Raw genomic sequence first — 15,031 nt, 5'->3', positions numbered from 1 at the left:
GCACCCAACCGGCCCTGGCTCATCGAGGGCCAGCGCGCCACGTTCGCCGCCAGCTGCGCGTCCACGGCCGCCAACACCTCACTGTCGGTGATCAGATCGGTGCGATACACCAGCGTCTGCACCATCCGAAAGTCGATGTCGCCGGCGGCGAACACCTCGGCCACCTTCGGCAGCCGCTCGCGCAGCGCGCGGGCATACCGCACCCGGCTGGCCGCCAACCCCTGGCTGATCCGCAACTCCGCGGCCACCTCCGCGGCCACCGCCCCGCCCGAAGCCGACGACGACCCGCCACCGTTCTAGACGGCGAACAGGCGCCACTCGCCGGGCACTCCCTTGAGCTGATGTGTGCCGCGGTCCTCGAACTCCAGCCCTGACCCGATCACGAGGTCGCGCAGCGTGCTGGATACCAGCACGTCGTTCGCGCCTGCAAGTGCACTCACGCGCGCCCCGATGTGCACCCCGATCCCGCCGATGTCATCACCGCGGACCTCGCACTCGCCGGTGTGCAACCCGGCACGCACCTCGATGCCCAGCGCCTGCACCGCGTCGCGAATCGCCATGGCGCAGCGGATCGCTCGCTGCGGGCCGTCGAACATCGCCAGAAACCCGTCGCCGGATGTGTTCACCTCGCGGCCGCGAAACCGGGCCAGTTGCGACCGCACGACGGCATCATGCGCATCAAGCAGCGCGTGCCAGTCACGGTCACCCATCTCCGCAGCGCGGCGCGTCGAGTCCACGATGTCGGTGAAGAGCACCGTGGCAAGCACACGATCATCAGCGACATCGGCTTGGTGACCGGTCAGGAATTTCGCCACCTCCTGAAAGGACGCGCGCCAAGGCTCGACCCAGTGGTGCATGTTGCGGCCTGGAAGCTCAACGTACTTTGCCCCCGGTATGTGATCCGCTATGTACTCGCCCGAGGCCGACGCAAGCAACGCATTGTCTGCGTGCTGAACGACCAGGGTCGGCACGCGGATTGTCGGTAGGACCGCCCGCACATCCAATTCGATCAGCAGTGGAAACATCTGCGCGACGGTTCCCGGGCTCGCCGCAAGGCGTTCCAGTCGTGCCCACGTTGCTCGGATCTCCTCGTTCCACGGCATGTCCGGATTCATCACATGTTGCAACTCCCCCGTTCCCCACATGGAGCCCATCAAGGCAACGACTTCCTCGGGAGTGGGTCCCTCGGTGCGTTCGGCGACCGGATCGGCGTAGCCCTCCAGTACAACAAGTGCCGTTGTGCGTGACGGATGTGTTGCCGCGAACAATGCCCCGGTCGCGAACGCGCCATCGATCAAGAGGAGAACCGCTTCAGCGCTCCCGAGATCGTCGAGCACCGCCGTGATGCTGTCGGCCCATTGCTCCAAGGTCGGCAGGGCACCAGGCTCGACAGGATCTGACGCCCCAGTGCCCGGCTGGTCGAAGAAGATCAGCCGACCCAGCGATGTCACCGCCTCGACCCAACCCTGAATCGACGGCAGCTCCGGAAAGACCTCGCAGTTTGTGAACCAGTTCGGGACGAACACAATGTCGCGAACACCTTCACCCGACGCCCGATACGCGACGCGCAAGTCCCCGTTCATCGCATAGCGCGTCTCCGAGAACATTGCGGAAGTCTAAGTCTCGGCCACGCGTCCGCCGATATTTATGCAGCTAGGTCGCGGCGCGGGACTCTTCGTGGGATCGGTAGCGATCCGGTCATTGTCTGCTCATCTGAGCAGCGCGAGCGGATACTGATCCTCAGCATCCAGCGTCGAGGAAAGGCGCAGGCCATGTCGAACAATCACAAGGTCAGGAAGGTCGTCACCGGGGCACTGTTGTCCGTAGGGGTGGCGGTGGCGGGCCTGGGGCTCGGTGCGGGCACCGCCGGGGCGGAGCGCAATCCCGCCCCGCAAGTCATCGGCCCACTGCCCCTGGACAACTTCACGGTCCCGCACGACTGGTGCCCGGGGCAGCCGTTGCCGATGCCGGATGTCCGGTGGGACATGGGCGTCTGCCACCACTGGTACTGGGTTCCCGTCGGCGGCATGGGCAACGTCGGCCAATTCGTGTGGGAGAGGGACGCGCCCCGCCGCCCGCTCGGCCCGCCGCCCTGCTACGGCGCTCCCATCTGCTTGCCCGGCCTGTAGGCCTTGGCAAGGTCGCGCGCGGGGCGTCGGTGACCGTCTGAGGAAGCCGGCGGCCGGGCCGGAAAAAGGCCACGTCGGGCAAGCCTTTGGATACCCTAATGTCACGGGTATATCGTTCGTCACATCCGGAACTCGACGGGGAAGGATTAGGGCGGCACCCTGGGGGGTGAATGCGTAATGTTTCCGGTCTCTTTGCAACCTGGTAATCGAAATTTTCCGGTCGCGTACTCGGCATAGACAATGTGAGATGTGATGGACCTATTCGCGCCACCTGAGGTCACCTCGACCCTTATCCACTCCGGTCCCGGAGCGGGTTCGCTGGTCGAGGCTGCCGGCGCGTGGCAGAGTCTCGCCGTCGAGCTGGAGAACTCGGTCGGCGTGTACGCGTCCGTGTTGTCGTCGTTGATCGAGTCGTGGGACGGGCCGTCCTCCATGGCGATGCTGCAGGCCGTGCAGCCCTACCTGATCTGGCTGCGCGAGACCGCGCAACAGGCCCACCAGATGGCCGCCTCCGCGGAGTCGGCCGCGGCGGCGTTCACCGCCGTCCGCGCGGCGGTGGTCCCGCCCGCGGTGGTTGCCGCCAACCGGGCCCGGCTGTTGCAATTGCTGGCCACGAACCGGTTCGGCCAGAACACCGCGGCTATCGCCGAGACGCAAGACGAATACCAGACCATGTGGGCGAACAATTCGGCCGCGATGAGCCGCTATCAGGCCACGTCGTCACAAGCGACCACGTCGCTGTCCCAATTCAATTCGCCGCTGGCCATCGCGAACCCGTCGTCGACGGTCAACCAGCAGGCTGCGGTCTCGAATGCGTCGCTGCTCGGCGCGTCGAGCACGGGCAACATCATCGACTCGCTCGGGGTCACCCCCTTCGACCCCAACGCCGGCTGGTTCAGCTACTTCAGCACCTGGGGCAACCAGTTCATCTCGTCCGGTTTCCCGATCAACCTGCTCAGCTACCTGGCGCAGAACACCTCGGCGCAGGCGCTGCAGGGCGTGGGCAGCGACATCGGCCTGGGGCTCTCGGAGGGCGAGGGCGCGCTGGCGTCGTCGATCACCAGGCTGGCGGGCGCCGTCTCGGCCGCGCCGGGCGGTGCGGCCGCGGGTGCCATGGGGGTAGGGGTCTCGCTGGGCAAGCTCACCGCCCCGCCGGCGGTGGTGGGTCTGCTGCCGGGGACGCAAACCCCGGTGCAACTCGCATCGTCGGTGTCGCCCCTGCCCGCCGAGCCCGGGCTCACCGGCATGCCGCTCATGCCGATGATGCCGGTGCCTCCGGGCAGCTCGGCGGGCAGCGGCTGGCGCAAGCGCAAGCAGCAGAAGTTCGAAGACCTTGAATACGGGGCGGAACTCCCGAAGAAGGTGATACACCGACCGCCCAGCGGGGGATGAGGAACGACGATGGTTCCTCACCACTCCGGAAGCAGAATTTCGCCGCCGGATAGGTCGACGGCGCGACTCGCCGCCCGCCCTGCTCTTCCATTGGGCGAGACGTGATCGATTTTGGGCTGCTGCCGCCCGAAGTCACCTCGGCGCTGATCCACTCCGGACCCGGCGCCTGGTCGATGATCGAAGCCGCCGCCGTGTGGCAAGAACTCGGCGCCGAATTGGAGGCGACGGCCAGCAGCTACACCGCGGAGCTCGCGTCGCTGGCCGGGACCTGGCAAGGGCCGTCGGCGATGGCGATGGCCCAGGCGTTCGAGCCGTACCTGGCGTGGTTGCGCACCACCGCGGCGCAGTGCCAGGAGATCGCCGCCTCGGTTGAAACCGTAACGGCCGCATTTGAATTGACGCACTGGACGGTGGTGCATCCCTCGGTCGTCGCGGCCAATCGCGCGCGGCTGGCGATGCTGCTGGCCACCAACTTCTTCGGCATAAACGCCCCGGCCATCGCCGAGACGGAAGCCGAGTACAACGCGATGTGGGTCAACAACTCGGCGGCGATGTACCGCTACGGCGCGACCTCGCTGAGCGCGGTGAAGCTGTCACAGTTCTCGTCGCCGCCGCCCGTCGCCAACCCCTCCGGCGTCTCCACCCAGGCCGCCGTGTTGCCCGCCGCCACGGGCACCACCCAGACCACGGCCAACCTGCTGGCCGCCTCGTCGACGTCCAACGCGGGGACGATAATCGACCAGCTTGGTGTCAGCCCGTTCGACCCCAACAAGGGCTGGTTCGCCTATTTCAGCACCTGGGGCAATCAATTCATCGCCGGCGGCTTCCCCGTCAACCTGCTCAGCTACGTCGCGCAGATCAATGCGGCCCAGGCGCTGCAGGGCGTCGGCTCCGACATCGGCCAGGGCCTCGCTGAGGGTTCGGCGGCGTTGAGCACGGCGGAGGTGAACCTGGCGAACGCGGTCAACTCCGGCGGGCTGGGGCTGGCGCCCCGGGGTGCGATGGGCGTGTCGGTGCTGGTGGGCAAGCTGAGCATGCCGCCCGCCACGGTGGGCATGTTGCCCGGCGCCCAGCCACCGGTCCAGCTCGCCGCCGCGGTGTCCCCGCTTCCGCCGGGGGGAGCCCAGCCGTCTGGTCTCCCGATGGTCCCGGTGCGGCCGCCGCTGGGTGGCAAGGGCGGGGGCGCCGGGCGCGACTACGACGACATCGAAATCGGCGCGGAGCTGCCCGGCACGGTCATGAAGCGGCCACCGTCAGCGGGATAGCTTGTGCGCCAAGCGGTTCGGTTCATTGGGCTCGTCGTCGGCCAGGGTGAAATAGCTTTCCTCCTCCTGCAGGAAATGCAGGCGTAACAGGGCATGCAGCCCGTAGAGGCACGCGAGCAGGTCGTCGACCTGGTCGGCGCCGATCGCCCCGCTGCTTCGGGCCAGGGTCAGGTGGGCGCCGATCCGGTCGGAGAGGCGCTGGATTTCGGCGTGGGTCCGGCTCATCGTGGCGGTCGCCTCGCTGGTGCCCAGCGGGTGGGCCAGCGCCGGGTAGAGCTGCGTCTCCTCGGCGCGCTCGTGCGGGATGATCCGCTCGACGAGCACGGCGTACGCCTGGCCGATCGACTCCAGGGCCGACTGGTCGGCCGCGGCCGCCAACCGATCGGCGGCGCCCCGCAACAGGTCCACGGCGTCGCGCAGTTCGTCGTGCTCGGCGTCGAAGCGCCGCAACAGCTGTTCCGTCGGCGCGGGAAGGTCGACCTCGATCTCGGGATTGCCGCGCAGGGCGCGGAGCGCGTTGAGGATCACGGCGACGTCGATGCCCTCCTGCACCAGCGCCCCCACCGCCGGCGGCAGCCACCCGAAGGCGGCGACGCCCATCGCGGCCAGCGACAAGGCCATGCCGACGACGGCGCTCTGCACCGCGATGCGCCGCGACCAGCGGGCGATGTCCATCGCGTCGGCGAGCCGCTCCAGCCGGTCGGTGGTCAACACGATGCCGGCGGCCTCCGAGGACGCGGTCGCGCCGCGGGCGCCCATCGCCACGCCGACGGTGGCCGCGGCCAAGGCGGGCGCGTCGTTGACGCCATCGCCGACCATCACGGTCACCGCGCGGTCACACTCGGCGCGCACGGCGGCCACCTTGTCGGCCGGGGTCTGCTCCGCGTACACCTCGTCCAGACCCAGCACGGCGGCGACCTCGCGGGCGGGCTCGGCGCGATCCCCGGTCAGCATCACCAATCGGTTCAGCCCGGCCTCGCGGAGCCGGCGCAGGGTCCGCGGCGCGTGGCGGCGCAGCGGGTCACGCAGCAACACGGCGCCGACGGGTCGCCCGTCGACGCACACCCACGCGATCGCGGCCCCGTCCAGCAGGGCGCGATTCACCACCGCCCGCGCCCATTCCGCGTGCGCGGCGCCCCGCGTGAGCTTGCCGACGTGTACCCGCCGGCCGTCCAGGGTGGCGGTGACGCCCTGGCCGGGTTCCTCCACCACCTCGGTGGGCAGCGAGAGCTCCAGGTCGCGGGCCCGCGCCGCGGTGACGATCGCCTCGGCCAGCACGTGCGGGGACATCTGATCCACCGAGGCCGCCACCCGCAGTATCTCGATCGCGTCGCGTCCGGGCGCGGCGGCGACGTCGATGACGGCGGGGCGTCCCATGGTCAGGGTGCCGGTCTTGTCCATCACCAAAGTGGTTGCGTGCCCGAGGTTTTCCAGAGCGCCCCCGCTGCGGATCACCACACCACGCCGTGACGCCCGCGACAACCCGGACACGATCGCGACGGGCGCGGCGAGCAACAGCGGGCAGGGCGTCGCCACCACCAGCACCGCGACCGCCCGCACGGGCGACCCGCTGGCCAGCCAGGCCGCCCCGGCCACCACCAGGGTCAGTGGCAGGAACCAGGCCGCGTACCGGTCGGCGAGCCGAACCACGGGCGCGTTCTGGGCCCCGGCCTCCGCGGCCAGGCGGACGATCTGCGCGTAGGTGCTGTCGTCGGCGGTGGCCGTGGCCCGCATCTCGAAGGCGCTGCCCGCGTTGACCACGCCGCTGCGCACCGGCTCACCGTCGGCGCGCTCCACCTGCAGCGGTTCGCCGGTCAGGACCGATTCGTCCAGCACCGCCACCGCGCCGGCAATGCGCCCGTCGACGGGCACCACCTCGCCCGGGCCCACCACCAGCAGGTCGTCGATCGCCACGTCCGCGAGCGTGATGACGTCCACCGCCGATCCCACCCGGCGGCGGGCGAACCTCGGCGCGTGTTCGAGCAGCGCCCGCAGGTCGTGGGACGCGCGGCGCTCGGCGGCGGCCTCCAGCGCCCGCCCGCCGGCCAGCATCACCGCGATCAGCGCGCCCGCGAGGTACTCGCCGACCAGCAGCGTGCCGACCAACGACAACACCGCGATCAGGTCGACCCCGAACCGGCCCCGGCGCAGCGCCGCCAGCACCCACACCACCGCGGGGACCACCGCCACCACCGTGCCGGCGATCCAGCAGCCGTCGGCGACCCGCGGCGCCCCCGCCAGCCAGGCGATCCCCCCGGCCGCCAACGCGACGACGGTCGCCGCGGCCAGCACCGGCTCCACCCAGCGGCCCAGCCGCTCACGTGTCACAGCGCCCATGGGTGCCAGCCTGATCCCATGCCCCCGCGACGGCTAGGGCCGGATGGACGCGGATTGAGGACTCAGGTCACTAGAAAGGTCCGCCACCGGCTGGCGAGCATGGTGGACGTGACTGACATTTCTCCGACGGGGTCCCTCCCGATCGCCACCATCACCGGCGACCCCGTGGCACGCGTACCCATCAACGCCACGATCGCCGACGTCGCCAGGGCCATGGTGACCTGCGACGTGGGCGCGATCCTGATCGGCGACGACCCGCGGCCGGCCGCGTTGGTCAGCGAGCGCGACATCGTGCGGGCGGTGGCCGCGGGGCGAAATCCCGCCACCACCCCGGTCTCCGAGGTGGCCAGCACGAAACTGGTGTGGTGCGACGCCGAGGCCTCGGTGGACCAGGTCGCCGCCCGGATGATGGACCGCTACATCCGCCACGTGCTGGTGGAGCGCGACGGCGCGCTGGTCGGCATCGTCTCGGCCCGCGACGTGCTCGGCGTCTACACGAATTTCGATTCTTGAGGCCGCGCGCGGTCGCCGCGTTGGTCGGCGGTGGCCTGGCCGGGCTGACGGGGTGGGATCTGCTGCAGCGGCGGCACACGATCCTGCGCAACTACCCGATCATCGGGCACCTGCGGTTCCTCCTGGAGGCGGTCGGCCCCGAGCTGCGCCAGTACATCGTCACCGACAACGACGCCGAGCGGCCGTTCAGCCGCGACCAGCGGCGCTGGGTGTACACGTCGTCGAAGCTGGCCAACCGGTACTTCGGTTTCGGCACCGACAACGACCTGGAACGGGTGCACAACTATCCGATCATCAAGCACGCGGCGTTTCCCGTCGCGGCGCCGGCGGACGCGCCCGAGCACCCGGACCCGGCCGTTCCGTTGCCGGCGGCGAAGGTGCTCGGCGGCGCGCGGGGCCGCGCCAAGGCCTTCCGTCCGTCGTCGGTGGTCAACGTCTCCGGGATGAGCTTCGGCGCGCTCGGCGGCGCGGCCATCACCGCCCTGAACAAGGGGGCGGCGCTGGCCGGCGCGCTGCACACCACCGGCGAGGGCGGGGTGTCGCCCTATCACCTGAACGGCGGTGACCTGGTCTGGCAGGTCGGCACCGGTTACTTCGGCTGCCGCGACGACGACGGCCGCTTCAGCCTGCCCCGGCTGGTCGACCGGGTCGCGGCCACGCCGGCGATCCGGGCCATCGAGATCAAGCTCAGCCAGGGCGCCAAGCCCGGCCTCGGCGGCGTGCTGCCCGGCGCCAAGGTCACCCCCGAGATCGCCGCCATCCGCGGGGTGCCGGCCGGGGTGGACTGCAAGAGCCCGGCCGGCCACTCCGCGTTCCGCGACGTCGACGGGCTGCTGGAGCTGGTGGAGACGATCGCCGCCGCGACCGGGCTGCCGGTGGGCATCAAGTCGGCGGTGGGGGAAGAGCGGTTCTGGTGTGAGCTGGCCGCGCGCATGGCCCGGACCGGCACCGGCGTCGACTTCGTCACCGTCGACGGCGGCGAGGGCGGCACCGGCGCCGCGCCGCTGGTCTTCACCGACCACGTCGCCCTGCCGTTCAAGTGGGCGCTCCCTCGGGTCTACCGTGCCTTCGCCGAGCACGGCCTGCACCACGACGTGGTGTTCGTCGGGTCGGGCAAGCTGGGCATCCCTGAGAACGCGCTGCTGGCGCTGGCCACCGGCTGCGACATGGTCAGCGTCGGGCGCACCGCGATGTTCGCCATCGGCTGCATCCAGGCCCAGCGCTGCCACACCGGCCGCTGCCCCTCGGGTGTTGCCACCCAGTCGCCGTGGCTGCAGCACGGCCTCGACCCGGACCTGAAGTCGGTGCGCTGCGCCAACTACCTGGCCACCCTGCGTTTCGAACTGGCCCAGCTGGCCCGCACCTGCGGCTACGTCCATCCGGCGCTGGTGCCGCTGGAGGCCATCGAACTGCTCGACATCGACATGAAGACGGTGCAGGTCAACGAGTTGCTGGGCTACCAGCCCGACTGGGGTTTGCCCGGGCCGGCCGACATCGAGGCGATCACGACCCTGATGACCGCAGGATGAATTTGCGGATTTCGCTCACCCACAGGACGGTGCTGGCCATCCCGATGCACACCAGCCACTGGCTCGCCGACAACGGCGTGGTGGTGAAGGCGGTGTTGAGGGCGGGCAGCTGAACGACGGCCACCTGCAGCAGCGCCGACAACCCGATCGCCGCCCACAACCACCCGTTGGCGAAGAACCCGCGAAACGCGGTCGTCGTCTCCGAGCGGGCGTTGATGGTGTTGACCAGCTGCGCGATCACCAGCACGGTGAAGCCCGCGGTGCGGGCGGTGTCCACGGAGGACGGCAGGGGACCGTCTGGCGCGTAGAGGTGCATCGTGAACAGCGTGGCGGCGGCCACGGCCGCGCCGATCACGACGATGTTGTTCCACATCCGCGCGTCGATGACCCGGTCCGACGCCGAGCGCGGCGGCCGGCTCATCAGCTCCTCGGTCTGCGGGTCCACGCCCAGCGCCAGGGCCGGCGCGCCGTCGGTCAGCAGATTGATCCAGAGGATCTGCGTGGCCAGCAGCGGCAGCGCGATGGAGTGGTCCCGCGCCAGGCCGACCGCCCCGGCCAGCACCACGCCGAAGAAGACGGTGAAGATCTCGCCCATGTTGGAGGAGAGCAGGTAGCGCAGCGTCTTCTTGATGTTCGAGAAGATGCCCCGGCCCTCCCGAATGGCGTGGACGATGGTCGCGAAGTTGTCGTCGGCGAGGATCATGTTCGCCGCCTCCCTGGCGACGTCGGTGCCGCTGCGGCCCATGGCGATGCCGATGTCGGCCGATTTCAGGGCGGGCGCGTCGTTGATCCCCTCCCCGGTCACGGCGACGATCTCGTGGTCGGCCTGCAGGGCGTCGATGATGCGCTGCTTCTCGGCCGGATCGACCTGGGTGAACTGCGAGTGCAGGCGCACGGTTTCCCGCAGCTGCTCGTCGTCCAGGGTGGCCAGTTGAGCGCCGGACACGGCCGCCTCCCTGTCCTCGATGCCCAGCTTGCGGGCGACGCGCGCCGCCACCCGGGGGTGGTCGCCGGTGATCATCACGACCCTCACCCCCGCCCGGCGCGCCTCGGCGATCGCCGCCGCGGCCTCCGGTCGCGGCGGATCGGTGATGCCCACCATGCCCAGGTAGACCAGGTTTCCGTCCGACTGGTAGGCGACCGCCACCGCGTGCAGGGCGTCCAGCGCGAGCCGCTCGGCCTCGCCCCGGATCGTGGCCCTGGCCGACTCGTCGAGCGGGGCGAGCCGCCGGCCGGCCTGCAGGTAGGTGCAGCGGTCGAGCAGCCCGTCGGGGTCGCCCGTCGTCACGCGCGCCGGGGCCGGGCGCGAGCCGTCGTCGAGCTTGCGGTGCGCCACCAGGAAGGCCGCGTCGACGGGATCGCCCTGGACCGTCCAGCGGCCGTCCTCCTCGCGCAGGGTGGCCGCGCCGGCGGCAGCACCCCCGTCGAGCACCAGCGCGGCCTGCCGCCACAGGTCGTCGCCCTCGGGCAGTGCGACCCCGTCGCGCTCCAGGCGACCCTCGGGCCGGTATCCGGCGCCGGTGACCTTCACCTCGCCCAGGGGCGTGACGACCCGCACGATCGTCAGCTCCCCGGTCGTCAGGGTGCCGGTCTTGCCCGAACACACCACCGATGCCGAGCCCAGGGTCTCGGCGGACGACAGCTCCTTGACGACGGCGTTCCGGCCGGCCATCCGCCGCATCCCCAGCGCGAGCACGACCGACATGATGGCGGGCAGGCCTTCCGGAACGGCCGCCACGGCCAGCGAGACACCCAGCAGCACCGCCGTCACCACGTCGTGAGCGCCGTGGATGCCGAAGACCAGGAGAATGGTCGCGATCACCACGACGGCGATCACCAGCACCGCGATGCCCAGCAGCCTGCTGGCCCGCGCCACCTCGCGCTGCAGCGGCGTCGCCTCGTGGTCGACGGTCCGCACCAGCCCGGCGATCTGACCGGTCTGGGTCGCCATCCCCGTCGCGGTCACCACCGCCCGCCCAACGCCCTTGGCGATCGCGGTGCCCTTGAACACCATGTCGGCCCTGTCGTCCCGATCCGCCGAGTCGGGCAGCGTCTGGGCGGCTTTGGGCACGGGTTCACTCAGGCCGGTCAGCGCGGCCTCGGACACCTCGAGGCCCGCGGCCCACAGCAGCCTCGCGTCCGCCGCCACCGCGTCGCCCTCGGCGAGCAGCAGGACGTCGCCGGGCACCAATTCGCCTGCGGGGACGGTGCGCCGCGCCCCGTCCCGGACCACCGTCGCCGACGTCGCCGCCATCCGCGCCAGCGCGCCGACCGCGCGCTCCGCGCGGGCCTCCTGCGCGTAACCCAGCAGCGCGTTGAGCACGAGGATGACCGCGATCACCACGGCGTCGACGGGCCAGCCGCCGGCCCCCTCGACGGCCCAGACCGCGAGCGAGGCGATCAGCGCGGCGAGCAGCAGGTAGATCAGCGGGCTGCGAAACTGCGCCAGCAGCTTTCGCCACGCCGGCGCCGGCGAGACGCTCTCGATGTCGTTGGCGCCCACCACCGTGAGCCGGCGGGCGGCCTCCGCCCCGGTCAAGCCGAATTCGGCGTCGCTGCACAGCTTTTCGACGACGGCCGGGCCGTCGAGGAAGGCGGGGTCGGGGTGTGTGCCGGGGGCCGAAGCCGTGACCTCCAGCCAGTCCCGCGGCTGGATGCCCATCCGGTCGCTACTTTGCGATGCAGCCAGCGGTTCGGCTTACGCCGTCAACGATGGTCGCCGATGGTCGTGCGGCCGCGATTCCAGCATGCGGTTGCGCACGATGTGTTCGACCAGGATCGGCACGAAGGTCTGCACCGGCGCGTCGACGAACTGACTCGCCGCCTCCTCGCTCCAGCGCTTGATCTGGGCGGTCCGGCGCTCGTCGCCCAGGCCTTCGTGACGGGCCAGCTTGTCGGCGACGTCGGCCACCGATCGGGCCACCGTCGAGCGGCTGGCCGGGGCGGCCTCGGCGTCGCCGGGTTTCCCCGCGCGCTCGAGCGCTTGCCGGGCCGCCTCCTCGCCGGTGTCCGGACGGATCACCTGCAGCGTGACGTGGCGGCCGTTCTCGCCGATCAGGATGACACTGGTCGGCTCGTCGCTGGTGAAGCCGAGCAGTTCGACGGTGTGCCCGGCGACCTCGACCAGGGCCGGCGTCTCGTCCCAGCCGTTGCGGCGGTAGCCCACCATCACGATCCGGCCCATCCGCTCGGACAACGCCGCCAGCAACTTCGGCAGCTCGTCGACCAAGTTTGTCGACTGTGGCCACCAGGCGCCGTCGATGTGCTCCGATACCGACCGATAAGGCTTGAGCCGCAACCGATTGTCGCGCTCCATCTCAACCACCTGCTCGCTTACCTTTTCGAGTTAGCCGTCGTACCGCAAACGGTACGGCCGGCGTGACCGGCCCGCGACCCGGAGAAGTGACCGCGGGGTTTACCAGACATGAACAACAAGTGCCGCCAACCGGTTTCGACCGCGACATCAGTCGCCGACCATCCGGCGCTGCACGCTCTGGGACGCGCGCAGCAGCAAGTCGGGGGCGACCGCCGACAGCGAGCTGGCCGCGGCCGCGGCCAGCAGGCCCTGACCCCAGGCCAGCGGATCCACGGGCGTGCAGCCGAACACCTGGCTGAGCCCCGGGGTGCTGACCACGAGAACGAGCGCGCCCAGCGAGCCGACGGACGTCAGCACCACCAGCGGGGCGCGCGAGTCGACCAGCGTCTGGGTGAGCTGCGCGCCCACCAGCGCGATCAGCGCAACGGTCGCCGCGCGGCGCGGCGGGCCGGTCACGCTGGCCATCGCCCAGCCCGCCGTCGCGCCGATTGTGGTTGCCGCGCCGCGGATTCCGATCGCCCGCCACATGGCCGCCTCGTCGCGGCTGACCTCGTCGGTGGCCGCCTGCGGGCTGACGGCCAGCGCCGCGGCGGGCAGCGCGTCGGTCAGCATGTTGACCAACAGCATCTGCCGGGCGTTGAGCACCGACCGCCCGGTGAGGACGGTGGTGATCAGGGCGAAGCACACCTCGCCGAGGTTGCCGCCCAACAGCATCGACACCGCCGATTGCACGCGCCGCCACAACTGCTGGCCCTCGTCCAGGGCGTCGATCAGCGCCTCGATCCGCTCGTCGAGCAGCACCACGTCGGCCGCCGTGCGGGCCGCATCGCTGCCGCGGGCCGCCACGCCGATGCCCACGCTGGCCGCCCGGATCGCGGCGGCGTCGTTGACGCCGTCGCCGACCATGGCGGTGACCAGACCGGACCGCTCCAGGGTCTGGACCACGTCGATCTTGTGTTCCGGCGTCATCCGCGCGAACACCACCCCCGACGACGCGGCCGCGGCCCGCCCGTCGGCGGACAGGGCTTCCCAATCGCTGCCGGTGATCACCTGATCGGGGGTGACGTCGAGCCCCATTTCCTGGGCGATCGCCGCGGCGGTTGCCGGGTGGTCACCGGTGATCAGCCGGACGCCGATCTCACGCGCGGCGAGTTCCTTGAGCACCGCGTGCGCCGCGGGCCGGGGCGTGTCGGCGAGCCCGAGCAGGCCGATCGGGGTGAGGCTGCCGGTGCACAGGGTCTCGAGGTAATCCGGATCCGTTGCGGCGGTTGAGGCTTCCTGCTGGCTCAGTGTCCGCTCGGCCACGGCCAGCACCCGTAGCCCGCCCGCCGCCATCTCGTCGATCTGCCTGGTCAAGGAGTGGTCGTGCTGCAGCAACGCCGAGGAGAGCACCTCGGGCGAGCCCTTGATGGTCAGCCGGGTGCCGACCAGTGCGGCGGCGAACGGGCGGCCGGACTGGAACGGCAGGAACGCGTCGCGGGTCAGCCGTTGCGGCGTGGAGCCGTCACCGCGGAGGGCCGGGTCGGCGGCGGCACGGTGGATGGCGTCGTCGGTGGCGTGATCGACCCGGTGGCTGTGCCGGGCATAGCTGGTGCCCAGCGCCGCGTCCAGCACCGCGCCGGCGGCGTAGCCCGGCAGCGGGCGCACCTCCTTGACCTTGAGCCGGTTTTCGCTGAGCGTCCCGGTCTTGTCGAAGCACACCACGTTCAGCCGGGCCAACGCCTCCACCGAGTGGGGGTTGCGGATCAGCACCGATTCGCCGGTGAGCCGGCGGGCGGCCGCCAGCTGGGCCAGGGTCGCCACCAGGGGCAGGCCCTCGGGGATGGCGGCTACGACCAGCGTGACCGCGCTGGACACCGCCTCGCGCAGCCCGGTGCCGCGGGCCACGCTGAGCAACCCGACCAGGCCGCCGCTGGCCACGCTGAACGGCAGGGCCCGACGGGTGATGTGCCGCAGCTGCCGCTGCAGCCCGATCTCTTGCAGCTTCCTCGGCGCCATCGCCAGCGCCCTGCGCATCTCCGACCGCGATCCCACGGCGGTGACCACGGCCACCGCCGTGCCCGCGACCACCGTGGTGCCGGCGTAGAGCATGCAGGTCCGTTCGGCCAGCGGCGCGCCGGGCGTGGGCTCGGTCTGCTTGGACACCGGCAGCGATTCGCCGGTCAGCGTCGACTCGTCGACCTCCACGTTCGAGGCGTGCAACAGCCGGGCGTCCGCGGGGACCACCTCGTCGGCGTGTACTTCGATGATGTCGCCCGGCCGCAGCCGCTTGGTCGGCACCTTCTCGCGGCGCTGCGCGTCCAGCGCGCCGACCCGGCGTCGCGCCGGCGGATCCTGCACGGCCAGTAGGCGATTCAGCGTGCGCTCGGCGTGCAGCTGCTGCTCGGCCGACAGGGCGGCGTTGACCAGCAGCACGCTGCCGACCAGGACGGCGTCCAGCGGGGAACCGAGCAGGGCGCTGGCCGCAGCGCCGGTGGCCAGCAGCGGCGTGATCGGGTCCGCCAGGTCACCGCGCATCTCCTCGGCGAAGTCGCGGATGTTGTTCCAGGA

The 15,031-nt window shown here is 71.0% G+C and carries 10 protein-coding genes and 1 pseudogene; 5 read left to right on the top strand and 6 right to left on the bottom strand.

From position 1 onward, the window contains the following. A pseudogene (locus tag A5691_RS23805) lies at positions 1 to 263 on the bottom strand (DUF222 domain-containing protein); the annotation flags it as partial. Positions 264 to 296: 33 nt separating this feature from the next. Further along, the gene (locus A5691_RS23800; protein ID WP_068017921.1) at positions 297 to 1,607 is read right to left on the bottom strand and encodes an adenylate/guanylate cyclase domain-containing protein; all 1,311 of its coding nucleotides are present in this window, start codon (positions 1,605 to 1,607) and stop codon (positions 297 to 299) included. A gap of 165 nt (positions 1,608 to 1,772) precedes the next feature. Here A5691_RS23800 and A5691_RS23795 point away from each other — a divergent pair, with 165 nt between their 5' ends. The 3 genes from A5691_RS23795 (at position 1,773) to A5691_RS23785 (ending at position 4,786) form a co-directional block, all read left to right on the top strand. Then, positions 1,773 to 2,129, top strand: coding sequence for a hypothetical protein (locus A5691_RS23795; protein ID WP_068017919.1), 357 nt, complete (start codon positions 1,773 to 1,775; stop codon positions 2,127 to 2,129). Positions 2,130 to 2,381: 252 nt separating this feature from the next. Continuing rightward, a complete protein-coding gene (locus A5691_RS23790) occupies positions 2,382 to 3,521 on the top strand; it encodes a PPE family protein (RefSeq protein WP_067779568.1) in 1,140 nt (379 codons plus the stop codon). Between the two features lie 104 nt (positions 3,522 to 3,625). Further along, positions 3,626 to 4,786, top strand: coding sequence for a PPE family protein (locus A5691_RS23785; protein ID WP_067756541.1), 1,161 nt, complete (start codon positions 3,626 to 3,628; stop codon positions 4,784 to 4,786). Here the strand turns inward: A5691_RS23785 and A5691_RS23780 are convergent. After that, the gene (locus tag A5691_RS23780; protein WP_067891285.1) at positions 4,775 to 7,123 is read right to left on the bottom strand and encodes a heavy metal translocating P-type ATPase; all 2,349 of its coding nucleotides are present in this window, start codon (positions 7,121 to 7,123) and stop codon (positions 4,775 to 4,777) included. The genes A5691_RS23785 and A5691_RS23780 overlap by 12 nt on opposite strands. Positions 7,124 to 7,222: 99 nt before the next feature. Between A5691_RS23780 and A5691_RS23775 the strand changes: the two genes are divergently transcribed. Then, positions 7,223 to 7,636, top strand: coding sequence for a CBS domain-containing protein (locus A5691_RS23775; protein WP_197508528.1), 414 nt, complete (start codon positions 7,223 to 7,225; stop codon positions 7,634 to 7,636). Then, positions 7,633 to 9,165, top strand: a complete 1,533-nt coding sequence (locus tag A5691_RS23770; protein WP_067779562.1) for an FMN-binding glutamate synthase family protein — start codon at positions 7,633 to 7,635, stop codon at positions 9,163 to 9,165. Before A5691_RS23775 ends, A5691_RS23770 begins: the two co-directional genes overlap by 4 nt. Here the strand turns inward: A5691_RS23770 and A5691_RS23765 are convergent. The 3 genes from A5691_RS23765 to A5691_RS23755 all read right to left on the bottom strand — a co-directional run. Further along, positions 9,140 to 11,827 (bottom strand): cation-translocating P-type ATPase, encoded by a 2,688-nt coding sequence (locus tag A5691_RS23765; protein ID WP_068017917.1) that lies wholly within the window; start codon positions 11,825 to 11,827, stop codon positions 9,140 to 9,142. The two genes, A5691_RS23770 and A5691_RS23765, sit on opposite strands and share 26 nt — an antisense overlap. 36 nt (positions 11,828 to 11,863) lie before the next feature. Further along, complete coding sequence (locus A5691_RS23760; protein WP_068017914.1) at positions 11,864 to 12,481, bottom strand: DUF5994 family protein; 618 nt, start codon at positions 12,479 to 12,481, stop codon at positions 11,864 to 11,866. Between the two features lie 147 nt (positions 12,482 to 12,628). After that, positions 12,629 to 15,031 (bottom strand): cation-translocating P-type ATPase (locus A5691_RS23755; RefSeq protein WP_156675675.1); only part of this gene is annotated, 2,403 nt, incomplete at its 5' end.

Source organism: Mycobacterium sp. E183, from assembly GCF_001667735.1.
Taxonomy (GTDB): Bacteria; Actinomycetota; Actinomycetes; order Mycobacteriales; family Mycobacteriaceae; genus Mycobacterium.
The sequence above is the reverse complement of the archived record's forward strand: the minus strand, read 5'-3'. Positions and strand labels throughout refer to the sequence as shown.

Coding starts and splice junctions, on each gene's coding strand:
- A5691_RS23790 (WP_067779568.1), top strand. CDS start 2,382: ATGGACCTATTCGCGCCACCTGAGGTCACCTCGACCCTTATCCACTCC.
- A5691_RS23775 (WP_197508528.1), top strand. CDS start 7,223: ATGGTGGACGTGACTGACATTTCTCCGACGGGGTCCCTCCCGATCGCC.
- A5691_RS23800 (WP_068017921.1), bottom strand. CDS start 1,607: ATGTTCTCGGAGACGCGCTATGCGATGAACGGGGACTTGCGCGTCGCG.
- A5691_RS23765 (WP_068017917.1), bottom strand. CDS start 11,827: ATGGGCATCCAGCCGCGGGACTGGCTGGAGGTCACGGCTTCGGCCCCC.
- A5691_RS23780 (WP_067891285.1), bottom strand. CDS start 7,123: ATGGGCGCTGTGACACGTGAGCGGCTGGGCCGCTGGGTGGAGCCGGTG.
- A5691_RS23760 (WP_068017914.1), bottom strand. CDS start 12,481: ATGGAGCGCGACAATCGGTTGCGGCTCAAGCCTTATCGGTCGGTATCG.
- A5691_RS23795 (WP_068017919.1), top strand. CDS start 1,773: ATGTCGAACAATCACAAGGTCAGGAAGGTCGTCACCGGGGCACTGTTG.